General features: G+C 54.5%; 27 protein-coding genes and 1 riboswitch. Of the genes, 8 read left to right on the plus strand and 19 right to left on the minus strand.

The window, feature by feature from the left end; translation table 11 throughout:
• Window positions 1-28: 28 nt before the first annotated feature.
• Window positions 29-790 carry an N-acetylmuramoyl-L-alanine amidase gene (locus ETHHA_RS07125; RefSeq protein ID WP_013485302.1) on the minus strand — a complete coding sequence of 254 codons (762 nt, stop codon included), beginning with the start codon at window positions 788-790 and terminating at the stop codon, window positions 29-31.
• A 175-nt stretch (window positions 791-965) separates the two neighbouring features.
• Here ETHHA_RS07125 and ETHHA_RS07130 point away from each other — a divergent pair, with 175 nt between their 5' ends.
• A complete protein-coding gene (locus ETHHA_RS07130) occupies window positions 966-1,673 on the plus strand; it encodes a L,D-transpeptidase family protein (RefSeq protein ID WP_013485303.1) in 708 nt (235 codons plus the stop codon).
• Here ETHHA_RS07130 and ETHHA_RS15545 read toward each other — a convergent pair.
• Entirely contained in the window at window positions 1,617-2,171 is a 555-nt protein-coding gene (locus ETHHA_RS15545) for a methylated-DNA--[protein]-cysteine S-methyltransferase (protein ID WP_013485304.1), read from the minus strand. The genes ETHHA_RS07130 and ETHHA_RS15545 overlap by 57 nt on opposite strands.
• Window positions 2,172-2,208: 37 nt before the next feature.
• On the opposite strand from ETHHA_RS15545, the gene ETHHA_RS07140 reads away from it, so the two are divergent.
• A complete protein-coding gene (locus ETHHA_RS07140; protein ID WP_013485305.1) occupies window positions 2,209-3,213 on the plus strand; it encodes a tyrosine recombinase XerC in 1,005 nt (334 codons plus the stop codon).
• Window positions 3,214-3,249: 36 nt separating this feature from the next.
• Here ETHHA_RS07140 and ETHHA_RS07145 read toward each other — a convergent pair whose 3' ends face one another.
• From ETHHA_RS07145 to queA, 9 genes are all read right to left on the minus strand, one after another.
• The gene (locus ETHHA_RS07145; protein WP_013485306.1) at window positions 3,250-4,134 is read right to left on the minus strand and encodes a site-specific tyrosine recombinase; all 885 of its coding nucleotides are present in this window, start codon (window positions 4,132-4,134) and stop codon (window positions 3,250-3,252) included.
• Between the two features lie 153 nt (window positions 4,135-4,287).
• On the minus strand, window positions 4,288-4,923 hold the full coding sequence (locus tag ETHHA_RS07150) for a stage II sporulation protein M (RefSeq protein WP_137143873.1): 636 nt from the start codon (window positions 4,921-4,923) through the stop codon (window positions 4,288-4,290).
• A gap of 89 nt (window positions 4,924-5,012) precedes the next feature.
• Window positions 5,013-5,813, minus strand: coding sequence for a pyrroline-5-carboxylate reductase (gene proC / locus ETHHA_RS07155; protein WP_013485308.1), 801 nt, complete (start codon window positions 5,811-5,813; stop codon window positions 5,013-5,015).
• A 286-nt stretch (window positions 5,814-6,099) separates the two neighbouring features.
• Window positions 6,100-7,458, minus strand: coding sequence for a thioether cross-link-forming SCIFF peptide maturase (scfB, locus tag ETHHA_RS07160; RefSeq protein WP_013485310.1), 1,359 nt, complete (start codon window positions 7,456-7,458; stop codon window positions 6,100-6,102).
• Window positions 7,459-7,566: 108 nt separating this feature from the next.
• Window positions 7,567-7,707, minus strand: a complete 141-nt coding sequence (gene scfA, locus ETHHA_RS15105) for a six-cysteine ranthipeptide SCIFF (RefSeq protein WP_013485311.1) — start codon at window positions 7,705-7,707, stop codon at window positions 7,567-7,569.
• Between the two features lie 110 nt (window positions 7,708-7,817).
• Window positions 7,818-8,228, minus strand: a complete 411-nt coding sequence (locus tag ETHHA_RS14565) for a TIGR04086 family membrane protein (protein WP_013485312.1) — start codon at window positions 8,226-8,228, stop codon at window positions 7,818-7,820.
• 181 nt (window positions 8,229-8,409) lie between these two features.
• A complete protein-coding gene (yajC, locus tag ETHHA_RS07170; RefSeq protein WP_013485313.1) occupies window positions 8,410-8,727 on the minus strand; it encodes a preprotein translocase subunit YajC in 318 nt (105 codons plus the stop codon).
• A 181-nt stretch (window positions 8,728-8,908) separates the two neighbouring features.
• Window positions 8,909-10,039 (minus strand): tRNA guanosine(34) transglycosylase Tgt, encoded by a 1,131-nt coding sequence (gene tgt, locus ETHHA_RS07175; RefSeq protein ID WP_013485314.1) that lies wholly within the window; start codon window positions 10,037-10,039, stop codon window positions 8,909-8,911.
• Window positions 10,040-10,156: 117 nt separating this feature from the next.
• The gene (gene queA, locus ETHHA_RS07180) at window positions 10,157-11,182 is read right to left on the minus strand and encodes a tRNA preQ1(34) S-adenosylmethionine ribosyltransferase-isomerase QueA (RefSeq protein ID WP_013485315.1); all 1,026 of its coding nucleotides are present in this window, start codon (window positions 11,180-11,182) and stop codon (window positions 10,157-10,159) included.
• A gap of 116 nt (window positions 11,183-11,298) precedes the next feature.
• Window positions 11,299-11,474: riboswitch (Lysine riboswitch) on the plus strand.
• A 159-nt stretch (window positions 11,475-11,633) separates the two neighbouring features.
• On the opposite strand from queA, the gene asd reads away from it, so the two are divergent.
• The 5 genes from asd to ETHHA_RS07205 all read left to right on the plus strand — a co-directional run bounded on the left by asd (window position 11,634) and on the right by ETHHA_RS07205 (window position 16,766).
• Entirely contained in the window at window positions 11,634-12,716 is a 1,083-nt protein-coding gene (gene asd, locus ETHHA_RS07185) for an aspartate-semialdehyde dehydrogenase (RefSeq protein WP_013485316.1), read from the plus strand.
• 14 nt (window positions 12,717-12,730) lie between these two features.
• Window positions 12,731-13,633 carry a 4-hydroxy-tetrahydrodipicolinate synthase gene (gene dapA / locus ETHHA_RS07190; protein ID WP_013485317.1) on the plus strand — a complete coding sequence of 301 codons (903 nt, stop codon included), beginning with the start codon at window positions 12,731-12,733 and terminating at the stop codon, window positions 13,631-13,633.
• 60 nt (window positions 13,634-13,693) lie between these two features.
• Window positions 13,694-14,458, plus strand: coding sequence for a 4-hydroxy-tetrahydrodipicolinate reductase (dapB, locus tag ETHHA_RS07195; protein WP_013485318.1), 765 nt, complete (start codon window positions 13,694-13,696; stop codon window positions 14,456-14,458).
• A gap of 6 nt (window positions 14,459-14,464) precedes the next feature.
• On the plus strand, window positions 14,465-14,953 hold the full coding sequence (locus ETHHA_RS07200; protein ID WP_013485319.1) for an ACT domain-containing protein: 489 nt from the start codon (window positions 14,465-14,467) through the stop codon (window positions 14,951-14,953).
• 172 nt (window positions 14,954-15,125) lie between these two features.
• On the plus strand, window positions 15,126-16,766 hold the full coding sequence (locus ETHHA_RS07205; protein ID WP_013485320.1) for a putative polysaccharide biosynthesis protein: 1,641 nt from the start codon (window positions 15,126-15,128) through the stop codon (window positions 16,764-16,766).
• A gap of 68 nt (window positions 16,767-16,834) precedes the next feature.
• Here the strand turns inward: ETHHA_RS07205 and ETHHA_RS07210 are convergent, their stop codons facing one another.
• Genes ETHHA_RS07210 through ETHHA_RS07220 form a run of 3 tightly spaced genes read right to left on the minus strand, consistent with a single transcriptional unit; the run spans window position 16,835 to window position 21,168 of the window.
• Window positions 16,835-19,807, minus strand: a complete 2,973-nt coding sequence (locus ETHHA_RS07210) for an Ig-like domain-containing protein (RefSeq protein ID WP_013485321.1) — start codon at window positions 19,805-19,807, stop codon at window positions 16,835-16,837.
• Window positions 19,808-19,837: 30 nt separating this feature from the next.
• A complete protein-coding gene (locus ETHHA_RS07215) occupies window positions 19,838-20,383 on the minus strand; it encodes a flavoprotein (protein ID WP_013485322.1) in 546 nt (181 codons plus the stop codon).
• A gap of 20 nt (window positions 20,384-20,403) precedes the next feature.
• Window positions 20,404-21,168, minus strand: coding sequence for a phosphopantothenoylcysteine decarboxylase domain-containing protein (locus ETHHA_RS07220; RefSeq protein WP_013485323.1), 765 nt, complete (start codon window positions 21,166-21,168; stop codon window positions 20,404-20,406).
• Between the two features lie 246 nt (window positions 21,169-21,414).
• Here ETHHA_RS07220 and ETHHA_RS07225 point away from each other — a divergent pair, with 246 nt between their 5' ends.
• Complete coding sequence (locus ETHHA_RS07225; RefSeq protein WP_013485324.1) at window positions 21,415-22,323, plus strand: metal ABC transporter substrate-binding protein; 909 nt, start codon at window positions 21,415-21,417, stop codon at window positions 22,321-22,323.
• 89 nt (window positions 22,324-22,412) lie between these two features.
• Here the strand turns inward: ETHHA_RS07225 and hisE are convergent, their stop codons facing one another.
• The 5 genes from hisE to hisH are packed head-to-tail and all read right to left on the minus strand — an operon-like array spanning window position 22,413 to window position 25,165.
• Entirely contained in the window at window positions 22,413-22,739 is a 327-nt protein-coding gene (hisE, locus tag ETHHA_RS07230) for a phosphoribosyl-ATP diphosphatase (RefSeq protein ID WP_013485325.1), read from the minus strand.
• Window positions 22,736-23,062: a phosphoribosyl-AMP cyclohydrolase gene (hisI, locus tag ETHHA_RS07235; RefSeq protein WP_013485326.1), complete on the minus strand. Its 327-nt coding sequence runs from the start codon at window positions 23,060-23,062 to the stop codon at window positions 22,736-22,738. Before hisI ends, hisE begins: the two co-directional genes overlap by 4 nt.
• 27 nt (window positions 23,063-23,089) lie before the next feature.
• A complete protein-coding gene (gene hisF, locus ETHHA_RS07240) occupies window positions 23,090-23,848 on the minus strand; it encodes an imidazole glycerol phosphate synthase subunit HisF (protein ID WP_013485327.1) in 759 nt (252 codons plus the stop codon).
• Window positions 23,838-24,566, minus strand: coding sequence for a 1-(5-phosphoribosyl)-5-[(5-phosphoribosylamino)methylideneamino]imidazole-4-carboxamide isomerase (gene hisA, locus ETHHA_RS07245; RefSeq protein ID WP_013485328.1), 729 nt, complete (start codon window positions 24,564-24,566; stop codon window positions 23,838-23,840). Before hisA ends, hisF begins: the two co-directional genes overlap by 11 nt.
• On the minus strand, window positions 24,563-25,165 hold the full coding sequence (gene hisH, locus ETHHA_RS07250; protein ID WP_013485329.1) for an imidazole glycerol phosphate synthase subunit HisH: 603 nt from the start codon (window positions 25,163-25,165) through the stop codon (window positions 24,563-24,565). Before hisH ends, hisA begins: the two co-directional genes overlap by 4 nt.
• Between the last annotated feature and the right edge of the window lie 60 nt (window positions 25,166-25,225).

Genomic DNA, 25,225 nt, shown 5'->3' on the forward strand with positions numbered 1-25,225 from the left:
CCGGATCGTCCCAGTCTGTATGAGCCGGTCATGGTCCCGCATCACCCTGTGAGGAGAGCCTCGGAGCGGATGCGGCCGTTTTTCCCTGTTCCGCGTAAAAATGCACGGTGCCATAAAAAATGGAAAAGGCCAGTTGGTTCTGATATACGTTATCCTGCAGCTTCTCGTTTTCTGTGGGATTGGAAACAAACCCGCATTCCACCAAAACCGCCGGAGAACGCGCATGATATAAAATATAAAGGTTACTGCCCGCCGGCTTAATGAGCCGATCGTTCTGTGGTTGGAGCAACGCGCGGATGTCTGTTTGCAGGCATTGCGCCAGCATTTTGGAATCGGGATTGTTGGTGGAATAAAACACCTGCGCGCCGCTGTATTGCGGCTGTGTATATAAATTCTGATGGATGCTCAAAAACAGCGCGTTCGGATGTGCGTCGGCAATCTTCAGTCGGTTGTGGATGTCGCTCGTTTTCTGTTCGCGGAGTGTATCGCTTCCACTGCTGTGGATGGAACGGTCATCCTGTCTGGTCATGATCACCTGGTACCCGCCCGCGAGAAAAAAGCTGCGCAGCTTTAGAGAAACAGACAGATTGATGTCCTTCTCAATTGACCCATCCGCCCCCACGGCCCCGCCATCCATCCCTCCATGCCCCGGATCAATGATGACAGTTTTTTCATAAGCTGCCGCAGCAGATGCCGATGTAGAGCTCTGGATGGACGTGAGCGTACCCGCGGCAACCAGGCAAAGCGCGGCTATGGCAATCAGCGGCAGAATCCAGCGTTGCGGACGCATCGGCGCATCACCTCCGCAAAACAGTATGCGGAACGCGGCGCTTTTATGTAAAAACGGAACCTTCCGTTCGAGATGTTTGAGATACAGAATGCGCGTTCCGGGGTTAAAACAGCCCCGTGCCTCATAAAGTGAACAGGAAGCCGCAGATGAAAAGCCTGTTTGCCGGAGGAACGGTGTGGTGAAACGCAAGCTGGAAAATACCCTGATCGTCATACTGTGCATACTGGCAACAGTCCTGTTGCTGCCCGTTGTGCAGCATGCTTTTCAGGCAAATGGGATGCGGGCTTCTGCCACTTCCCCAAATCCTTACATGATCCTGATCCAGGTGCAGGAAAACCGCCTGTCTTTGTTCAAAAACGGTAAGCTCTATCGCTCCTACAGCTGTGCAACCGGCAAGGAAGACACCCCGTCGCCTTGCGGAACATTCCAGATCAACCGCAAGGCTCGCTGGGGGGAAGGCTTCGGCGGCTATTTTTTGGGGCTCAACTGCCCGTGGGGCAATTACGGCATTCACGGCACCACACGGCCGGATTCGGTCGGGCAGCCGTCCTCACACGGCTGCTTCCGCATGTACGGCAAGGATATCCGCGCACTCTATTCTCTGGTGCCGTGCGGCACGACCGTTCTGATCGTCAACGGCGTCTACGGCGCGTTTGGCACAGGGTTCCGCACCATCGGGCCGGGAATGTACGGACAGGACGTGCTTGCCGTGCAGAAGCGGCTGCACGACCTGGGGTATTTCGACGGCATCTGCAACGGCCGGTACGACTCTTGGGGGTTCCATCAGGCGGTACTCCGGTTTGAAAAAGACCGGGGGTTGCCGCCGTCAGACCGTATCGCCTCCGCTTTTTATAAAGCGCTGGGGTTCGTTCTCATTGAATGAGATGCCTTCCAGACGTAGCAGCAGACGTTTGACCTGCACCCCACCGCTGAATCCGCCCAACTCTCCGCTTTTTCGCAGAACGCGGTGACAGGGCACCAAAATAGGGATCGGATTGCGCCCCACCGCATTGCCTGCCGCCCGCGCGCCGGAAACGCCGCCGTCAGCCGCCAACTGCTGGTAGGAAACGGTCTGCCCGTAAGGGACGGCGGCAATCGCCTGCCAGACCTTACGCGAAAACGGTGACCCGTAAACAAAAGCAGGCGGCACGGAAAATGCTTTCAGCTGCCCCTCGAAATACGCGTCCAGTTCCCGGCAAACGGTATCGGCAACCGTGTTTGCAGCGGAAACGTGTGTGGATCCCTGCATGCGGGAAAGCTGATCCGCCTCTTCGTCTTCGTTGTCAGAAGCCCAGAGAAGTCGTATAATGGAGGCATTGGTGCAGATGCAGGTAAGCCGGCCAACAGGCGAATCCATGCAGGCACGATACAGTGTGGTCATATTACCCTTTCTTTTCAAAAGCGGAGGACAAAGAATTATGGATGAAAAATTGCTGGCCTCACCCAAGGCGGTCAGAGATTTTCTGGTATACATGGAAACGATCAAGGGGAAATCCCCTGGTACTGTACGAGAATATGAAAACGACCTGCGCACATTTTTCCGCTTCATTAAACAGATGCGCGGATCGGTTCCGCGGGACACCCCGTTCGATGAGATTGCCATAGACGATGTGGACATCCCTTTTTTGGCGTCTATCACATTGGCGGATATCTATGAATATCTCAATTATATCACAAACGAGCGCAAAAACCGAGCCGCATCCAGAGCCCGCAAGGTATCCAGCCTTCGTTCCTTTTACAAATACCTGTGTGAACGTGCCGGAATCCTTCAGGAAAATCCAACGCGCGACCTGGAGGCACCTAAACAAAAAAAATCCCTGCCCAAATACCTCACGCTGGAAGAAAGCATGGAGGTTTTGCGGGATATCGACGGCAAGTTCGCTGCGCGGGACTATTGCATCATGACCCTGTTTTTAAACTGCGGCATGCGCCTCTCCGAACTGGTGGGACTGAACCTCTCGGATATTCGGAACAGCACCATGACGGTGACCGGAAAAGGCAACAAACAACGCACGATCTACCTCAACGAAGCCTGCCTGCAGGCGCTGGAGCGATATCTCGCCGTGCGCGCAAAAGACAGCGTGAAAGACCGGGACGCCTTGTTCCTGAGCAACCGGCTACAACGCATTAGTCCAAAGACCGTGCAGGCCATCGTGTACAAATATCTGGAACGCGCCGGTCTGAGCGGCCGCGGGCTTTCCGTCCATAAGCTGCGGCACACGGCCGCCACGCTGCTGTATCAGCACGGGCATGTCGACGTCCGCGTCCTGCAGGAAATACTGGGGCACGAGAACCTAAGCACAACCGAAATCTACACGCATCTTTCAGACAGGCAACTGCAGGACGCCGTGAACCGGTCCCCCCTGGCCCATTTTTCCGGACAAAAAGCGCCAAGAGACAAAGAAAAGCCGGAAGACAAGTAATCTTTCAAGCGTCCGCCTGACAAATCCAACTGCGTTTCAAGCTTTTGGATGGCATTTGTTATAGACCAGTCTGCACCGGTTCTGGACGATCTGCTCATAAATCTGTGTAGAGGAAATATCGGAATGCCCGAGCATTTCCTGGATGGATTTGAGGTCAGCCCCGTTTTCCAACAAGTGCGCGGCAAACGAGTGGCGAAGCGTGTGCGGTGTGATGCGTTTCTGGATGCCTGCCTGTCCCGCGTAGCTTTTGACGATCTTCCAAAACCCCTGCCGGGAGAGTCGCCGACCGCCCGCATTGACAAAAAGTGCTTTTTCGCCGTGAAGCATGCGGAGGGTGGAACGTGCGTTGTCCAGATATAGGGAGATCGACTGAACCGCTTCGTTATAGATGGGGATAGACCGATTTTTTTCCGGACCACGGCAAAATAAGGTGCAAAGCCCCAAATTGATATCGCCGACGTCCAGCGCGATCAACTCGGAGACCCGGATACCGGTGGCGTACAGCAGCTCCAGCATCGCCTTGTCCCGGTATCCTTTGAAGTCGTTGCAGACCGGCTGTGCAAACAGAAGATCGACTTCTCCACTTGTCAAAATATCCGGCAGGCAACGTTTGCCGCGTTCCACATGCAACAGCAAAGCCGGGTTCTCGGAGATGATTCCTTCCAAAAGAAGATATTGGAAAAATCCGCGGACAGACGCGGTAAAACGGGAGATAGTCGCTTCGGAGCGGCCTTTTCCCCGCAAAACATCCAGATACATTTCCAATTCAGCGGCCGTGACGTCGGCCGGATCCTCGTTTCCCCTTTGCTGCAGATACTGCACGAATTGTTTCAGATCTCGCTGATAGGACTGGAGCGTACTCGCCGAAACGGATTTTTGATCACGCAGATAGGCGGAGTATCCATCCAGGTAGTTGTCCATACGGTTTACTTTCCCCTCATTTTTGCGTCAGAATGTTTTATGGTTTTCTGTCTGTTTATCTATGGTATGATCCGAGCCCGTTCTAATCAGGAAAAAGAAAAAGAGCGAAAAATCCATCCATCTTCCCTTTCATCCATTTATATGGCAGTGCTCTCAACTTAAAAACAGCGCGGAAAACGCGATGGTAGAGCCAGCCTCGATCAATGCTGCCAAGGCGGCCAGGCCGAAACAGACGACGAACCGCATGGCATACAACCGGAAAAGCTGCCACAGGTGCGTGCTTTCAGCCGGCGAGATCGCCCGTGCGATGCAAACCGAAAACGACAGCCCTTCACGGCAGGCCACTACAATCGCAAAAGAAGTGACCAATGCCCATGGAAGGATGAACAGCGCACAAATCATAAACCCGGATACGCCGTAGTGGATGTAGATGTAGCCCATGGACAGGCCGATTCCGGCGCCTTTGAACAGTGCCACCAGCACAACCCCCACCACACCGACGGCCCACAGCCCAAACAGGAAAGCCGCGCACAGCAAAACGGCCGTTGAGAAAAACGAAGAACAAAACAGATCTAAAAAGCCTTGTGAAGCAGCTGCTTTTGACAGCAGTTCCTGAGAAAGCAACTGCAGCCCGGAAGTCTCTCCCGGCGTCTTACCCGGCGCCAGCAGCGCTCCAACCATCACACCGGCCAGGATCAGGACTGCCAATCCCAAATATGGCAAAAACAATTTGCTGCTGCCCTTGCTTGCGGGCACCCGAGCCGAATGCCCCATCCTTTTCCTTTTCAAGGGCTTGACCCCCTTTACCATTCATATTCACAGTAAACTGTATGCAGGTAAAAAGGGTGCTATGCGTGATAATGGGATTGACAGAAGACCTATTTTCCGAGTTCTTTGGCGCGCCTTGTACATTGCCGCATCCCGTCAATGACCGCCTGCTCGAATCCATGCGCATAAAGCGCATCAAGTGCCGCAATGGTGGTGCCGCCTTTGGAAGAAACCATCCGGATCAGTTCATCCGGTTCTATGCCGGAATCCGTCAGCATTTTCGCGGAACCAATCAGCGTCTGGGCAATCAGCGCTTTTGCCACCGCGACGTCTATCCCTTGTTCCACGGCTCCAGCGATCACAGCTTTTGCAAATAGATAGACATATGCAGGGCTGCTGCCGCTGACCGATATAACGGCCGCCATCTGCTCCTCCGGCAGATCCTGTACCACACCGCCCGCCGCGAAAACGGCCTTGACCTTCGCGTATTCCACATCTGTAAGCGGCGAACATTGGCACAGCGCCGTAGCGCCTTCTCCCAGAAGCAGAGGCGTGTTCGGCATGGCCAGCGCGATTTTGGCTGCGTCACCCAGGCGTTCCTTGATGTAGGCCGAGGAAATACCGGCCGCAATGCTCACGATGATTTTGCCCTCCGCGAAGGGACAGATGTTTTGGAGCACTTCGTCATAATTTTGCGGTTTTACAGATAAAAAAATGATATCTGCAAATTTCACGAGTTGCCGGACCGTTTCCACGCCGCACACCCCACGCTCTTCAAACCGTGCATAATGTGTGCTGTGGTGATCGTATACCGCCAAATGGTCGGCTGGACAGACCCCTTGCCGCAGTAGACCGTTGATGATGGCACCGGCCATATTGCCGGCTCCAATGAAGCCTATTTTTTCTGTCATGCCGTTTCCTCTTATTCTTCTATTACTTGATCTAAAAAATAGCAAAATGAATCCATGGTTGATGTACCGACAATCATATACCATTTTTTACATAAATGCAAGACGCTGGATACCTATTGACATAATTTTCACTTTCTGCACAAAGCAGACACTTGCATTTCCACAAACCTGCGGGGTGGGGCCGTTTTACCAGTGCAGAGTGCCGGAAGCAGAAAAAAGCCGACAGGATATTTCCTGGCGGCTTTTTTCTCCTGGCCGGGATCGGGATAAACGTTTGCCTCCAGCATCATTCGGCAAGCGCGGCTTTGATCATCAGCGCACACTCCACACGCTTGCGTTCCAGCGCGCACGAAATGTCTAGCGGTGTCAGGATATTGCCCGCATAGGCACTGTTGTTCGCATTGCAGCCACCACTGCAATAAAATTTTGCCCAACAATCCGCGCAGTCTTTTTTGGTAAAAATGTTGGCTTTGGAAAATGTGTTTTTCATCGCCTGGTCAAATTGTCCGTTGCAAACATTTCCCATACGGAACGCCCTGTCCCCCACAAACTGGTGACAGGGATAAATATCCCCTTCCGGCGTAACAGCGACGTATTCATTGCCGCAACCGCAGCCGCGCAGCAGCTTGATGGCGCACGGACCGTGTTCCATGTCGATCATAAAATGGAAAAAGTTAAAACCGTTGCCCGCTTTGGCACGCCGAATCATTTCAAGAGCAAGCCGGTCGTATTCCGCAAAAATATGGGGCAGATCGTCTTTGCGCAGCGCCAACGGATGGCCTTCCGGCAGGATGACCGGTTCCACCGATATTTCCTTGAACCCTTCGTCCGCCAGAGCCAGCACATCCTCTGCAAAATCCAGATTTTCATGGGTGAAGGTGCCGCGCACATAGTAGTTGCGATGTTCGCGGCGCTCTACCAATCGCTTGATGTTTGCCAAAATAGTTTGATAGCTGCCGCTACCGTCGATCCGCCTGCGCATCCGGTCATGGACGGATTGCCGCCCGTCGATCGAGAGCACGACATTGTACATTTCCCGGTTGATGAAATCGATCTTTTCATCATCCAGCACAAGGGCGTTGGTGGTTGTGGTGAAACGGATGTGCTTGCCGGCTTTCTGTTCGGCTTCCCGCCCATAAGCGACAACCTCTTTGACCACATCGAAGTTCATCATCGGCTCGCCGCCGAAAAAATCCAACTCCAGATTGCGCCGGTTGCCGGCGTGCTCCAGCAGAAAATCAACGGCCTGTTTGCCAACCGAAAACGGCATGAGCTTGCGCCCGCCTCCAAAATCACCGGTGGAGGCAAAACAATAAGAACAACGCAGATTGCAGTCATGTGCGACATTCAGGCACATGGATTTGACCGGAGCCATGTCACCCGCATTGCGGTAAGCGGCATAAACGTCCGGCGAAAAAAGCCTGCCGTCTTCTTTCAAAGCAAAAAGTTCCTCCCATGCCTCCCGCAATGCATTCACCCCATAACGGGCTGCAAGCCGCTCTCCGGCTTTCTGCGGAAGTACACGGGTCATATCTTCACCGGCAAACTCCAGAAGCGCGTAGCTGATTTCATCCAGCTCGCTGATTGAACCGCTGTTGACATCCACCACCAAACGGTGGCCATTTGATGCGAATGTATGTATCATGTAGACCTCTCTGCGCCGAATAACCGGCTATCTGGCATCGCTATAAAAAACGACAAAAATTCAGGGACGTAAAACGCCCCTGAACCATCACTGACTTCCAAAGCGAAATTATTTCTGTTCGCAGGACTGGTTGGCAACCGTGCAGGAAGTTTTGCAAGCCGACTGGCAGGATGCCTGGCACTCCCCGCAGCCGCCCTTTGCCGCAGTTTCCTGCAATTTACGATCGTTCAACGTTTTGATATGTTTCATGGTTTTCCTCCGTGATTTTAAAAAATAAGACTGAGGGCCTTGCCTGTATACGGTAAAGCATACCACACCATGCAATTTTTTTCAACACAAACTTCCAGGCCGGTCTGTTCTCAGGCATGCAGGCGCCGCTGCCGGGTGTTGACACCTACGATACCGCCCACGGCGCCCGTGAGCACCGAGACCACCATCTTGAGTAGGACCGCTCCGCCCAAAGCCGCCTGCCCCAGCAACGCGCCGCTGAGAAGAAGCAGCAACAGGTAAAAAAAGCCCGCCGCCCCCCCGAGCGCCAGTCCTTTGTGACCGAACAAACGGCCAGCAAACAATCCACCGCCGAATCCGCCGCCCGCGATAGCCGTAAAGGCGAACGGCTGCACCGCTCCGGCCGGCATATCCTGCAGCACCATCAAAATGGAAAACAGGATCAGCAGCAGAATGCTGAATAATACGCCGCACAATATGCCGATCAATACGGAAAGCACCGCGTCCCGCCACCCGGACTGCACCTGCGCAACACTTTTCATGGAAATCCCCTCAGCCTTTCAGATTCCGCACATCTGTCCGGCTTTGCCCGCGGCTTTATTGAGAAAACGGCACTTGAATGCCCTCGTTATGACCGCGATGCATAAAAAACCGGCGCGGAAAGGTATTTACCAAAAAATATGCGCCTGCTACCCGTTTTATGCTGCGAAAGGCTGTGAACCATTATTCCTTGTCGTCATGCATCGTTTCAACGCTCTGGATCGCCCATTTTCTGATGCGGATCTTCTCGCGGTCGGCGCCGGTCTCGATCACGATGGTATCATCCTTGATGCTCACGACACGCCCGACAATGCCGCCGATGGTGGTGATCTCGTCGCCCACCACCAGATTTTCCCGCATCGCTTTGGCTTCCTTTTCCTTTTTTCGCTGCGGCCGGATCATGAAAAAGTACATGACCACGAACATCAAGATGATGACCACAAAAATGGATATGCTGGAAAATGCATCCCCGGTCGAGGATGTTGCTGCCAAAAGCTGCATAAAAACACCTCCGAAATTTTTGGAACGACCGTTCCCGGATGTCTGCGGCGTCCGATGGTTTCTGCCGCAAACCATACGATTTGATTATACCTGCAACCCGCATAGTTGGCAAGCAATATTTCCTGCAAAGGCGCAGAAAGTTGAAAAATCCTTGAAAAATGTGCGTATAGACGCCCGCTTTTTAAATACGGCGGTCGATTGTCCGACTCAGCTCACGCTTGAATGCGGCAAAACGCCCTTCCTCAATCGCGGCGCGGATATCTTCCATCAGACGATTATAGAAATACAGATTGTGCATCACGCTCAGCCGCATGGCCAATAGTTCTTCCGCTTTGAACAGGTGGTGCAGGTAGGCGCGCGAGTGCTTTTTGCAAACCGGGCAGTCACAGGTCTCGTCGATGGGTGCGGAATCGCGCGTGTATTTGGCGTTCATCAGATTGCGCTTGCCCGCGCGGGTGAAGACATGCGCATGCCGGGCGTTCCGGCTGGGCATCACGCAGTCAAACAGATCGATGCCGCGCTCTACCGCTTCCAGGAGATTCAGCGGCGTTCCCACCCCCATCAGGTAACGTGGCTTACCCACCGGCATATGCGGTTCGACACAGGAGATGATCCGGTACATATCCTCGGCAGGCTCGCCCACCGCCAGTCCGCCGATGGCATAGCCGTCCAGATCCATTTCCGCGATCTGCCGCATATGCGCCACACGCAGGTCATCAAACGTCGCGCCCTGGTTGATGCCAAACAGCATTTGGTGTGGATTGATGGTGCCGGGCGCGGCGTTCAGACACGCCATCTCCTTCTTGCAGCGCTCCAGCCAGCGCGTGGTACGCGCACAGGACTGCACGGCATACTCGTATTCAGCCGGATTGGCAACGCATTCGTCAAAGGCCATGGCGATGGTGGAGCCGAGATTGGACTGGATACGCATGCTTTCCTCCGGTCCCATAAAAATGTGGCTGCCATCTATATGAGAAGAGAAATAGACGCCGTCCTCGGTGATACGCCGCAGCGGAGCCAGTGAAAAGACCTGAAACCCGCCGCTATCGGTCAGAACCGGTCCCTGCCATCCCATGAACGCCCGCAGACCGCCCATATCGCTCACCACATCATCGCCCGGGCGCAGGTGCAGATGGTAGGTGTTGCAAAGCTCGACCTGACAGTGCAGATCGACCAGATCATAAGAGGAGATGCCGCCTTTAATGGCGGCGCTGGTCGCCACGTTCATAAACGCCGGCGTTTCCACCTTGCCGTGCACGGTGGTAAATCGGCCGCGGCGCGCTTTTCCTTCGGTCTGGAGCAGTTCAAACATGATATCCCTCAATCGCTTTGATTTTTGAAAATTGCGGCAACAAACGTTCGCTGGCCCGCATATGAATGCGGTTTCATTAATGTAAAGCTTATAAACTTTACATTAATGAAACGCGGCTTAATACAGAAGCATCGCGTCCCCGAAGCTGTAAAAGCGGTATTGTTCGGCAATGGCTTCCTGATATGCGTGCAGCACATGCTCCCTGCCCGCAAATGCCGATACCAGCATGATGAGCGTCGATTCCGGCAGATGGAAATTGGTGATGAGCGCATCCAGCACTTGAAACTGGAAACCCGGATAAATGAAAATATCCGTCCATCCTTCCGCCGCACGGATTTCTCCGTACCGCTGCGCCACGCTTTCCAGTGTACGGCAACTGGTAGTGCCCACGCCCACCACGCGCCCACCGGACGCTTTGGTTTCCCGGATAAGGGCGGCCGTTTCCTCCGGCAGTTCGTAATGCTCGCTGTGCATCACATGTTTCTCAATGGTGTCTGCCTTCACCGGACGGAACGTACCAAGCCCCACATGCAGCGTGACATAGCCGATGCGCACACCTTTCTGCCGCAGGTGCTCCAGCAGCTCCGGCGTAAAATGCAGCCCCGCCGTAGGTGCCGCCGCCGAACCGGACTCTTTGGCATAAACGGTCTGGTAACGTTCCTTGTCTTTCAATCTGTGCGTGATATAATGCGGAAGCGGCATCTCTCCGATTTGCTCGATCAGCCGATAGAAATCCCCCTCGTGCTCAAAGCGTACGATGCGATTGCCGTCTTCAATGATCTCCAGCACTTCCGCCTTGAGCAGCCCGCCGCCGAACACATACCGTGCACCCACGCGGGCGGTGCGTCCCGGACGGAGGATCACTTCCCATTCATCGCGTTTCTTTTCATTGAGAAGCACAAATTCCACCCGGCCGCCTGTTTTTTCGCGGTTGCCGTACAGCCTGGCGGGCAGCACGCGGGAGTTGTTCAGAATCAGGCAGTCGCCCGGCAGCAGCAAGTCAGGCAAATCATAAAAATGTCGGTGTCCCACCGCGCCGGTGGCGCGGTCGAGCGTCATCAGGCGCGACTGATCCCGCTGCGCCAGCGGTTCTTGTGCAATCCGTTCCGGGGGAAGATCATAGTAAAAATCCGATTTTTTCATACGATAAGGTCATACCCGATTTCCATTTGATTTTTTCCATAAAAACGATGTCTGGTTTGTCCGGCAAAGCGATTGACATCCGATATGGAAAATGGTAAGATAGCGTTAATTGAATATACTGTGATAGAGGCGCGTTTTTGATGAGTAGCCCGCCGGAGGTTGTTCGGAACCGAAGATGGCCGGCAAAAGGCAAAAACGCCGAAGGGAGCAGCGCCGGGCGGCTGCTCGCCTGGTTGCTTTGCAAACAGCGCAGCGACTGTCATCATGCGATTGATGGAGAGCTATCCACTTTGTTTCGGGCACAGAGCCCGTCCGCAAAGCGTCAGTGCTTCTATTATATTGCATGGACAGCCGGTTTTCAACCGGTTTTTTTCTTGCGCGGATTTTGAATGCAGGCAGTCTGCTACGCAGCACGCCGACGTCTGTGCGGCAAAAACGCGGGAGGTGCACAATGAAACAGTACAAAGTCGGGATCATCGGCGCCACGGGCATGGTGGGGCAGCGTTTCATCACGCTGCTGGAGGGCCATCCGTGGTTTACGGTAGAGGTGCTGGCCGCAAGCGCCAGATCCAAAGGCAAAGCATACGAGGAGGCGGTGGCGGGGCGCTGGTTCATGAAGAAGCCGATCCCCGAAACACTGAAAGCCAAAACGCTCTACGACGCGGAAGCGGATCTGGACACCATCGTTTCGCAGGTGGATTTTGTTTTTTGCGCCGTTAATATGAAAAAAGAGGAAATTCGCGCACTGGAAGAAAAATACGCCAAAGTCGAGTGCCCGGTCATCTCCAACAACAGCGCCAACCGGTTCACACCGGACATTCCCATGATCGTACCGGAAATCAACGCCGATCATGCCGCCGTCATCCCGTTTCAGCGCAAACGGTTGGGTACAAAACGCGGCTTCATCGCCGTTAAATCCAACTGCTCGCTGCAAAGCTATGTTCCCGCGCTGCATCCGCTGCGTGCATTTGGCATGACCCGTGTGCTTGCCTGCACCTATCAGGCCATTTCGGGCGCGGGCAAGACATTCGAGAGCTGGCCGGAGATTTTGGACAATGTGGTGCCCTACATCGGCGGCGAAGAAGAAAAATCGGAACAGGAACCGCTGAAGATCTGGGGCAAACTGCAAAATGGCGCGATCGTACCGGAAAGTGATGGTCCGTCCATCACCACACAGTGCCTGCGCGTGCCGGTATCCGACGGGCATATGGCCGCCGTGTTCGCCAGTTTTGCACAAAAACCCGAGCTTAAGCAGATCCTGCAAATCTGGAAGGATTTCAAGGGCAGAGCACAGGAATTGCAGTTGCCGAGCGCACCGAAACAATTCCTGCATTATTTCACCGAAAACGACCGCCCGCAGACAAGGCTGGACCGCGAGATCGAAAACGGAATGGCCGTGTCCATCGGTCGCCTGCGCCCGGACAGCCAGTATGATATCAAATTTGTCTGTCTTTCTCACAACACCATCCGCGGCGCGGCGGGCGGCGGCATTCTGATGGCCGAACTGCTTTGCGCCGAAGGATATCTGGATTGACCGGAGGGATACTCTTGAAGAATACGATTTTTACCGGTGCCGCTGTCGCAATCGTCACCCCCATGCATGCCGACGGCACCGTTGATCTGGATAAGCTGGGCCGCTTCATTGATTTTCAGATTCAGGGTGGCACGGATGCCATCGTCATCTGTGCAACGACCGGGGAATCGTCCACCCTTACACATGAAGAACATATTGAAGCCATCCGTTATGCCGTGCAAAAAACGGCCGGGCGCGTACCCGTGATTGCGGGCACCGGCAGCAACGACACGGCTTACGCAGTCAAATTATCTTTGGAAGCACAGAAAGCGGGCGTGGACGCGTTGCTCTGCGTGACACCGTATTACAATAAGACCTCGCAGGCAGGTCTTGTGGCACATTTCACCTACATCGCCGACCGGGTCGATCTGCCGATCATTCTGTATAATGTGCCCAGCCGTACCGGTGTGAACATCAAACCGGAAACGTATCTGACACTTTCCAAGCATCCGAACATCGTCGCCACGAAAGAGGCGAATGGTGATATCACTTCGGTGGCCCGCACGGCCGCGCTCTGCGGGGACGATTTGGCTATCTATTCCGGGAACGACGACCAGATCGTCCCCTTGCTCTCCCTGGGTGCAAAAGGCGTAATCTCGGTGCTTTCCAACGTCATGCCGCAGAAAGCGCACGACATCTGCGCGCGGTATTTTGCAGGAGATGTCGAGGGTTCCCGCCGTCTCCAGTTGGAGCTGATTTCGCTCATCGACGCGTTGTTTATCACGGTCAATCCCATCCCGGTCAAGGCAGCGCTGAATCTCATGGGATTTGACATGGGGCCCTGCCGCCTGCCGCTGACCGACCTTTCCGAACAGGAAGAATCCATCTTGAAGGCGGAACTGGAAAAGCACCACCTCTTACAAAAAGTTTTCTCCTGACATGACGGTCCGGAATCAGAACGCCTGCACAGATACAAAAGAAACAGGAGTACAAAAAGCATGAAGCGCATCATACTGAGTGGTTGCAACGGAAAAATGGGGCGCGTGGTTTCGCAGGCTGCGGCGGAACGCGAGGACTGTACGATCGTGGCCGGTTTTGACATCAACGCAGACCGGAACGAGTCCTACCCGGTTTACGCCGAGCCGGAATCGTTTGACGGAGAAGCCGACGCAATCATCGATTTCTCCCACCCGGCCTATTTTCCCAAAGTGCTGGAGTTTGCAGCCGCAAGACGCCTGCCGGTCGTGGTGGCGACCACCGGTCTTTCCGCCGAGCAGCGGGAGCAACTGCAGCAGCTTGCCCAAACCGTGCCGGTCTTTTTCTCAGCCAATATGTCGCTGGGTGTCAATCTGATTCTGGACCTGTGTAAAAAAGCAGCAGCCGTACTTTCCGATTCATTTGATATCGAAATCGTGGAGATGCACCACAATCAGAAAATCGATGCACCGAGTGGAACAGCCCTCATGCTTGCAGACGGGATCTCATCCGTACTGCCGAAGACGCCTCAATATGTCTACGATCGGCATTCCCGCCGCCAGAAACGCGAGAAAAACGAGATCGGCATCCACTCCGTGCGCGGTGGCACGATCGTGGGCGAGCATGAGGTGCTGTTTGCCGGCACCGACGAAGTCATCACCATCCGCCACTCCGCGTCGTCCAAACGCATTTTTGCCACAGGTGCCATCAACGCCGCCTTGTTCCTCACCCTGCAAAATCCGGGATTGTACGATATGAGCCATCTGGTATCCGCGATTGGAGGCTGAACAGGAATGGAAGATATCACAACAATCACTGTTACAGAAGATGTCGCACTGGTCACGTTACGCAGTTCCCCGGCCGATATCCGTTTCATTTCCCATGTGTTCTTGGAAATCGCCAAAAAAGGTGTCAATGTGGACATGATCTCCCAGACCACGCCGGTCGGCAGCATCACCAGCCTGTCGTTCACGGTTTCTGATGAGCAGATCGGTGAGATTCTGGAAGTCTGCGCACTGCTGCGCCGGGAAACGCCTCAAATCAAAACGGATATCCATTCCGGCAACTGCAAGATTTCTTTCAGCGGCGAAGTCATGCGCACCAAGCCCGGCGTGGCCGCCCATGTGTTCGACGCACTCGCCGAAATCGGGACGGATATCCGCATGATTACCACATCGGAAGTGGATATTTCCATCTTGATCCCGCAGACGGAATATCCAGATGTACGCGAACGGTTGGAAAAGCTGTTCGCCGCCAAGCCGCAGGTTACCAAAACCATTTGACACAAGCTACATCCTTTTATCAATTTCCTGCCCGCCGGTTCTATTGGCCGGCGGGCTTTTTGCGCCCTTCCCACGATGCCTTTTCTCCACGCGACCGCACGATTTGTAATTTCCTGGGAAATGTTCGAATACGCATATATGGATACGGGCTTTTTTGCGGGGAGGCGGCAGCGTGGCAAAAGAAAAAAGCAACAGCATTGTAAAAGGCACGTTGGTGCTGATTGCCGGCAACCTGGTCGTCAAAATCATAGGAGCGCTGTTCAAGCTGCCGCTGGCCAATATCATCGGTGCAGACGGCATGGGGTTATACAACGCCTCTTTTATCGTATACGACATTTTTTTGGTGCTTTCCACCGCAGGTTTTCCGCTTGCCGTTTCCAAAATGGTGTCGGCAAGCTGCGCGCACGGCAACGACGAGGATGCCCTAAAAATCTTCCGTGTGTCCCGCGCCTGCTTTTTGGTCATCGGGCTGATTTTCACCGCTCTGATGTTTTTCGGCGCGGAGATGTATTCCGGATGGATCGGCAACAACCGCGCCTATCTGGCCATCCTCACTCTTTCCCCCGCTATTTTGTTTGTATCGCTGATGTCGGCCTATCGCGGCTATTATCAGGGCATCAACGATATGATCCCCACCACAATCTCGCAGATCACCGAAGCGGTCTGCCGGCTGGTGGTGGGGCTTTCCCTGTCCTGGTATCTAAACGCGGCCGGATACGACCCGCAGGTGGTAGCTGCGGGCGCGATTCTGGGCATCACCGCAGGCGAATTTGTTTCCACCTTTTCTCTCGCCATGATCCATTGCCGCAAAATGCGACAGCGCACACACAGACCAAAACGGCGAACACAGCCGTCCCTATCTGTGGCGAATATCATCGGAACGATGTTTGCCACATCCGTTCCCATCGGAATCGGTACGATCATCATCAGCGCCATTAACGCGCTGGACAATGTGGTGGTCATGCGGCGTCTGGAATCCATCGGATACAGCGAACAGCAGGCCAACACGCTGTATGGTACATATAATATGGCGTTTACGGTCTTTTCCCTGCCCATTACCATCGCCTCGGCGTTGATCGTGAGTGTCTTCCCTGTCCTCTCTTATGCACACGCGTGCCGGAATTTCGCGCGCGTCAACCGCACGGCCTCCGCGTCCTTGCGCATCACCGTCATCGTGGGCATGGCTTCCGCCGCACTGTTCCTGTCCCTGTCTTATCCCATCGTCATGCTGCTCTTTTTCCGCCAGCCGCAGGCGGCACGGGTGGCGGCCATGATCTTGACGATTCTGGCACCCACGGCTGTCCCCATCACAATGTTTATGCTGACCTCTGCCATTCTGCAGGCGGTCGATAAACTGTTTGCCCCCACCGGTTCTTCCATCGTGGGCGGGATCATCTGCCTGCTGTGCAACTGGGTGCTGATCGGCCAGAAATCCATCGGCATCTTTGGCGCGCCGGTCGGGTTGTTTACCTGCTTCACGGTGGCTTCCATCCTCAATATGGCCGCCATCGGCAGATGCAAAAACATTCGCCTGAAAGTCCGTCATCTGTTCAGCAAAGCATTAACACCGGCAGCCGTCATGGGCGTGACGGGATTTGCCGCATTCCGCTTGACCCTGTCCCCACTGGGTCTGTTCAAATCCGCCGCGTTCAGCATCCTGATCGCACTGGTCAATTACCTGCTGGTCCTGTTCCTGAACCACACACTGGAACGGGAAGATATTCTGCTGCTGCCCAAAGGGCATGTGATCGTGCGTATTCTGGAGCGCCTGCACCTGCTGGATTCCCGTTTTGCACCGGCGGACAGAATCTGACCTCCGCCCCCAAACGCGGCAAGGCCGCCCGGATGTTCCGGGCGGCCTTGCCGCATGAAGCCTGCCGCTCAGCTGTTGAACTGCGGCAGATAGAATGTAACGTTCTTGTCGGTAAAAATATCGGAATACTGTGCCATGATTTTGGCGATGCTGAACGCCCAGTCTTCGTCTGTGGCATATTCGCTCGATCCGCGCGCATTGTGCAGGGCAGTCCCTTCGGGGTCCCATTTCATCTCATATAAGGTGGGCTGGTCATAATATCCACTGAAAGAGACTGTGTTCAGCTGTGAATTGTTGATATAGTTTCGGGAAATCCACTGTGCACCGCCCGCAATGGCCGCCGCCACCGTGTTCCAATTCTGGCTGGCCGCATACTCCGAACCATCGGTCACCGGGCTGGCGTCATCCGCATGAATACCCAACAAATTGTAATAGGTGCCGCTTGCCGCCACGGTTACGGTTCTACCGTAAGAATCCGTATAGGTTCCAGCCGTGACCTGCACGCCCTTTGCCAGCGTGGATGTCCCGTTTCCGGTTTCCACACGCATGTGTGCGGCCAGATAGACCGGGTTGATGTTGTAGCGCGCCGCCGCATCCACAACCGCCTGCCCCTGCCCCGTCAGCACGCCGCAGTTGGTCAACATTTCATTGATATCGTCAGCCGTCACGCCCTGCATTCCATACAGCGACATAAACTCGTATTTGCTCACAGCATCAGCAAACAGCAGGTTCGGATCGATTGAGGAAGGTGTCACGCCGTTATAACCGGCAAGCAGATTCAGCGTGGTATCAAACGGTTTTTCGACCACCGTAACAAGACCTGGAACGGTAACCGTAACAGAAACACTCATGGTAGTCCCATTGTCCGAGGTGAACTGGACTTTCACCTGATGGGTGCCGCCGGCTACGTTCTGCAGCACGTAGGAAAAACCGGAATAGGCCGCATAGGTGTAAGTCGGAAAAACATTGCCAACGTCGGCACGCGGGTTGTTTGCCGTCACGGTTGCCATTTTATTGCCGTCCAGATAGATGTCTACATTAGGCTGTCCTGCATAAGAAAGTGCCCAGCCGCTTACCTGCACCGTATTACTTGTCAGGTTTGCACCGTTCGCAGGCGCATCCAGCGTAAGGTAGGGCGACGGTTTAATAAACGTCACCGTGCTCTGTGCGCCTGCACTACCGTTGTTCAGCGTGGTGCTGACGGTTAGCTTATGTTCACCGAACGACAGGCTGGAAATGTCCACCGCTGCGGCATAGCCCGACGTCGCGCCACCCGTATATCCGGGAAACGCGTTGTTCACATCGGGACGCGCGCCGTTCACCGGGATATTAGTCTGCACGACGGCGCCATCGATGGAAAAAGTTACCGATTGGACGCCTCCGTCCCCCAGCGCCCAGCCGCTTACCTGCATCTGACTACTGTTCGCGCATGCATTGGCTCCGGGCGCGTCAATCGTCACCAAAGACGGCTTCGCGGAAACATTGACGGTTGCGGAGCGAGTCTCCGTCTGTCCATCCGAGGTGACCTGCACGGAAACCGTATGGGAACCCGCCGAAGTGATGTCCAACGTATAATCGAACCCCGATGCCGATGCCGAAGGATAACTGGGAAACGCATTCCCTACATCCGCACGCGGTCTGTTCGCCGTTACGCTTCCCACTTTCTTGTTATCCAAGTAAATACTCACCGTAGGCTGACCCGTATAGGTCAGTGCCCAACCGCTCACCTGCACGCTGCCCGTCTGCATGCTTGCGCCGCTGGCCGGCCAATCCAGCGTAAGGAGCGGAGATTGTTTGACAAACGTCACCGTGCTCTGTGCGCCCGCACTGCCGTTGTTCAGCGTGGCGCTGACGGTCAGCTTATGCGAGCCAAACGAAAGACCGGAAATATCCACCGCTGCGGCATAACCCGACGCCGCGCCGCCCGTATATCCGGGAAACGCGTTGTTCACATCGGGACGCGCGCCGTTCACCGGGATATTGGTCTGCACGACGGCGCCATCGACGGAAATGGTCACCGATTGGACGCCGCCGTCCCCCAGTGTCCAACCGCTCACCTGCATCTGACTGCTGTTCACACACGCATTGGCTCCGGGCGCGTCAATCGTCATCAAAGATGGCCTTGCGGAAACATTGATGGTGGCGGAGCGGGTCTCTGTCTGCCCATCCGAGGTGATCCGCACGGCAACCGTATGAGAACCAGCCGCAGCGATATTCAACGTATAGCCGAATCCAGACGCCGATGCCGAAGGATATCCGGGATACGCATTGCCGACGTCTGGCCGCGAACCGTTCGCCGTTACGGTTGCTACGTGATTGTTATCAAGATAGATGTCCACATTGGGCTGACCCGCATAGGTCAACGCCCAACCGCTCACCTGCACACTGCCGGTCTGCAGGTTTGTGCCGCTGACCGGCCAATCCAGCGTAAGGAGCGGGGATTGTTTGACAAACGTCACCGTACTCTGTGCGCCTGCACTACCGCTGTTCAGCGTGGCGCTGACGGTCAGTTTATGCTCACCAAACGACAGACCTGAAATGTCCACCGCCGTAGCATAGCCCGACGTCGCACCATCCGTATATCCGGGAAACGCGTTGTTCACATCGGGACGCGCGCCGTCTACGGGGATATTGTCGGCGGCAACGGTTCCATCAATCGAGACGGTCACTTTGCTGACCCCCCCGCTCCCAAGTGCCCACCCGCTTATCTGCAGTTTGCCGCCGGCGGTATTTGCCGAATCAGGGGTGGGCGTATCAATGGTAAGGCGCGGGATCGTACCGACTGCTGTGTCCTGATGCAGAGATGGACTGCTCGCCGTCGCTGATACGCCGGACGACGAAATGGAGGATGATACGCTGCCGGACGCGGTGCTCCCGGTTGAACCGACAGACGATGCGCCCGACGTGCTCGTCACTGCAGATGTGGTGGAACAGGACGTCGGAGGTTCCGCCGCACATACGGCATATGTAACAGTAAAGGCACAGAGAATCGTCACAGCACACACCACGCGCCGGAACGGATTTGCGTTTCTTCTTTTCATGCAGATCCTCCTTATGAGACCTTATGTACGTCAGGATTCTGTTTGTAATACGTTTTCAACAACTTGCACAATCTCGTCCACATCGGCCATCGCGCCTTTCCCGGTGTCCCCACAGGCCAGGCGCGATTCTTTCGGCTCGATGATCTGATAACCCACGCGGCGCAGTCTCTGAATGTTTTTCTGCACGATCGGGTTCTCATACATTTTCGTATTCATGGCCGGGGCAAAAAAGACCGGCACACCGCTGACGGCGCACAGCACAGTGGAAAGCATATCATCGGCAATGCCGCCGGCAGCCTTGCCGATGATGTCGGCCGAAGCGGGCGCAACCAGCACCAGATTGGTCTTCTGTGCCAGAGAAATATGCTGGATCTCGTGCGGATATTTTTCTTCAAATACATCTGTATAAACGCGGTTTTTGGTCAAAGATTGCAGAGTGAGCGGTGTGATAAATGCGCATCCGCCTTTTGTCATGATCGTTTCGACCGCATATCCGTCTTTGGTAAGCCGATTGGCGATTTCTGCGGCTTTATAGGCGGCGATACTTCCGGTAATTCCAAGCAAAATTGTTTTCATATGGGATTTTCTCCTTCTTTTCAAAAAAAGGACAGCAACCGGTCGGCTATCAGAGATGCAATGGCCGTTTTACCATCCGCCCGGGCAACGGTACGGCCGGGCCCCACCAGATAACCCGTATGGCAGCCCGCACGGATACTCTGCAGATCATTCGCCAAGACAAAATCACATCTGTTTTTCAAAAGCAGTGTATAGGCCGTATCGATCAATTGTTCGTACGCAACACCGTCCAGCAATTTAAACCCGACCAGTCGTGTCGTCGGCGCGGTCTTTTTGATCATCCCAATGATTTTGGGCGTTTTGCGCAACAACAGCACCATATGTTCCACATCGGATGAAAGCTTTCCACCACCGGACAGACAGGATGGCCCGATAAGACTTTCGCACAGCAACGCGCGCAGTTTCCGGCCGGTTGGCAGCGAACCGTTCCGCAAATGAGTTTCCAGTACAGTTGCCAGCTTCTCTATGTCCGCCGCTGCGGAAAACGTGTAGTCGCTGACGGCCATCGAATGGACGACTCCCGCAATGGGTCTGGATGTCAACAGTTGCCGCAGAGTGTCCGCAGTCTCCTCCGCACCGTGCACCAGTCGAACCTCCACGCAAGGCAGTTCCGGCTTTTGGGCGGATGTTTCACAGACGTAGTAAATTTTCGAAACCTTATCACCGCCCTGCTTTGCCAGATGCTCCGCCACCCTGCACCCAAGCGCCCCGGTCGCGTGGTTGGTGATGGACCGCACCGTATCGATATTTTCCGAAGTGGCTCCCGCCGTGATAATCCATTCCATGAAACACCTGTTGTCCGTATCCTCCGCAGGCCTATGACAGTCCGCATATGGAAGGAAGCAAATTGGTAAATATTTTAATTTCAGTATACAGGCATTACAAAGAAAGGTCAATTCTTACGGCGAAGTTTTATAAAATAGCGGTATATCCCGCCAAAACGGCGCTTGATTTTTAAAATGCAGAGGGCTATACTATATATGCAAATGCATTCTATTCGCATTTATTTTGCAACAATTTAGGGGAGATCCATGTTGAAAAAACGTATTTGGCGCATTGTCGCTTCCGCTTTTGCCGTTGCACTTTTATCATCATGCAGCGGAACGAAACAGGCAACCGGTTCGGCTGACGGGAAACTGCCGGTTTCCGTCACATTCAATGCCATGGCGGAATTTGTCCATGCAGTCGGGAAAGACAAAGTTTCCATTTCCACCATCATTCCCAACGGCACGGAGCCTCACGATTTTGAGCCGAAAGTAAAAGACCTGGCGACATTGAGCGCGGCAAAAGTTTTTGTGTATAACGGGCTGGATATGGAGAACTGGGCGGAAAAAGCCGTGCAGTCCGCCGGAAACAAGTCCCTGGTCGTTGTGGAAGCGGCTTCTGGCGTAACACCCATCAAAAGCGGAGAAACCGGAGAAAACGGGCAGTATGACCCGCATGCATGGATGAGCCTGAAATGCGCGCAGACAGAGATTTCCAATATCGAGCACGGGCTTATTAAGGCCGATCCCAAAAACACAGCATATTATACGGCCAACTCCGCGGCATTTCAGACGAAGCTTCAGCAGCTCTATGACACCTACGCGGCCAAGTTCCAATCTGCACCCCGCAAGGATTTTGTGACGGGTCACGCGGCGTTCGCCTATCTCTGCCGCGATTTCGGGCTGGAACAGAACAGCGTGGAAGATGTGTTTGCCAGCGGCGAGCCCAGTGCCGCCAAATTGGCCGAATTGGTCAATTTCTGCCGCACAAAGCAGATCAAAACGGTTTTCTCCGAAGAAATGGTCAGCCCGGCCGTTTCTCAGACACTGGCCAAGGAAGCAGGCGCAAAAGTGGAAACAATCTATACCATAGAAAGTGCGGAGGATAACAAAGACTATCTGACACGCATAAAAGATAATCTGGACAAAATTTACGCCAGCTTGACCGAAACCTGAGCGCGCTGTCTGCAAAAAAGCGGAGGATCATAACGATCCTCCGCTTTTTTGCAGGTGCATTCTATGCTGTATTTCCGCCAAACCGGCCGTCAGGAATTGTGATCCACCTGATGGAACTGCTTGAGATTGCCGGTCTTTTCCGCGCGTGCATCCAGCACTTTTTGCAGATCGGCAGGCTGAATGCCCTGTTCCGCCATCAACACCAGCAGATGATAGATCAGATCGCTGATTTCCCCCACGGTTTCCTCGTTTTGCCCATTTTTGGCCGCGATAATAACCTCGGAGGCTTCTTCTCCCACCTTTTTCAGAATCTTGTCCAGGCCTTTTTCAAACAGGTAGCATGTATAGGAATTCTCTACATGTTGGCCTTTGCGGCTTTCGATCACATCATACAGGTTCTGAATGGTATCATTCATGCCTTTTCCCTCCAAATCTCATTGAAGAAACAGGTTTTGCTGCCGGTGTGGCAGGCCGGACCGGTTTGCTCCACGCGCACGAGAAGCGTGTCGTCGTCACAGTCTCCGGTGATAGACAGTACGCGCTGTACATGACCGGAAGTTTCCCCTTTATGCCACAGCTTTTGCCGCGAACGGCTGTAAAACCAAGTATAGCCGGTTTCCAACGTTTTTTGCAGCGATTCGGCGCTCATATAGGCCATCATCAGCACCTCACCGGTCGATGCCTCCTGTACAATAGCCGGGATCAGCGGGTTCTTCTGAAAAAACTTCTGAATATCCATTGGATCGTTTCCTTTCAAGGTATGCGCTCACAGACGCACTGGAATGCGGTGCTCCCTCAGATGTGCTTTGACTTCCCCAATCGTCAGTTCCCGGTAATGGAACAGGGAAGCCGCAAGCGCCGCGTCCGCTCCGGTTTTTTCAAACACTTCCGAAAAATGTTCCAGTTTGCCGCAGCCGCCGGACGCGATGACCGGAATGTTGACCTTTTGGCAAACGGCTTCGGTCAGCTCCAGGTCGAAGCCGTTTTTGGTGCCGTCAGTGTCCATGGAAGTGAGCAGGATTTCTCCGCAGCCCAGGCGCTCGACTTCAGCGGCCCATTCCACCGCGTCAAGCCCGGTTGCGACCCGCCCGCCGTTGATGACGACCTCAAATCCGCCGTCTTCCCTACGTCGCGCGTCGATAGCCACCACGACACACTGGTTGCCGAAACGATCTGCGGCCCGCGCGATGATCTCCTTGTCCCGCACGGCGGCGGAATTGACGGAGACTTTGTCAGCCCCCGCGCGCAGTATCTCCTTGAAATCATCCAGCGTGCGGATGCCGCCTCCCACCGTCAACGGCACAAACATCTTCCGCGCGGTACGGCGCACCACATCGGCCATCGTTTCGCGCCCGTCGCTCGTGGCGGTGATATCCAGAAAAACAATTTCGTCCGCGCCCTGTTTGTCGTAGAGTGCGGCGCACTCCACCGGATCGCCCACGTCCTGAATATCCACGAAATTGATGCCCTTGACCACCCGGCCGCCATCCACGTCCAGACATGGGATGATTCGTTTAGCCAGCATCCTGAACACCTCCCAGTTCAACAGCCTGTGCAAGATCCAGCGTCCCGCTGTAAATCGATTTGCCGCAGATGGCGCCAAACAGCCCCATTTCTTTCAGCTTTTGGATATGTGTGATATCCCGGATGCCCCCGCTGGCCGTGATGCGGCAGGAAACAGCTTTTTGCAGGTCTGCCAGTTGCTCTAAATTCGGGCCACCCAGCATCCCGTCGCAGTCTATATCTGTAAAGATAATATACTTTACACCGATATCTTCCATCGCTTTTGCAAAAGTCAGGTAGGAAACATCCGACGTTTCCAGCCAGCCCTGTGTAGCCACCAGACCATTCTTTGCATCGATACCCACGGCGATGTGGTCATCATAGACCCGCACCGCTTCTTTTACAAATGCGGGGTCTTTGAGCGCCGCCGATCCGAGGATGACCCGGTCGATGCCGTGCTCAAGATAATCCTCCACACAGGCCATGTCCCGAATGCCGCCGCCCAGTTCTGTCTTCAACCCGCTTTTGTGCATGGTCTGCAAAATGAGATCGCGGTTGGGGCGCTCTCCGGTCTTGGCACCGTCCAGATCGACCATATGCATATACCGGGCGCCCGCCGCGCGAAAACGTGCCGCGGTTTCAAAAGGACTCTCCGCCACTTTTTCCGCCGTTCCGAAATCCCCCTTGCGCAGGCGCACGCAGGTGCCGTTTCTGATGTCGATGGCAGGAAACAGAATCATTTGGACAGCCTCCCAAAATTGCGCAGAATCGTCAGCCCGACTTCGCCGCTTTTTTCTGGATGGAACTGCATGCCGTAGACACTTCCGTTTGCCACCACGGCCGGGATTTTGGCGCCATATTCGGCATAGGCGGCAATGTACTTGTCGTCTGTAAACGCCATATAGGAGTGCACGAAATACACAAAACTGCCGTCTTCCACACCGTCCAGCAGCGGGCACGGGTTCAGAAACCGCAAGCTGTTCCATCCCATATGCGGGATCTTCAGGTCTCCGGCCGGGATTTTATCCACTTCGCCCTCAATCAGGCCCAGCCCTTTGCATTCCTCGAATTCGAAGCCGGTTTCAAACAGGATCTGCATACCCAGGCAGATGCCAAGCAGCGGCTTTTTCTGCGCCTGTGCCCGGATTGTCCCCACCAATCCCGTTTTCTCCAGTTCCCGCATGGCATCCGGAAAAGCACCCACGCCGGGAAGAATCAGTGCGTCCGCCTTTTCCATCACGGCGGCATCCGACGTGATTTCGGATTCTTCGCCGATAAAATCCAGCGCATTTTTGACGCTAAACAGGTTGCCGACATTGTAGTCAATCACCGCAATCATGTATCAAAGCTCCATTCAGCCGTTTCACGCCGGCACAGTCTTTTTGTGTCTATATGCGGG

The sequence above is a fragment of the Ethanoligenens harbinense YUAN-3 genome, assembly GCF_000178115.2.
Classification (GTDB): Bacteria; Bacillota; Clostridia; order Oscillospirales; family Ethanoligenentaceae; genus Ethanoligenens; species Ethanoligenens harbinense.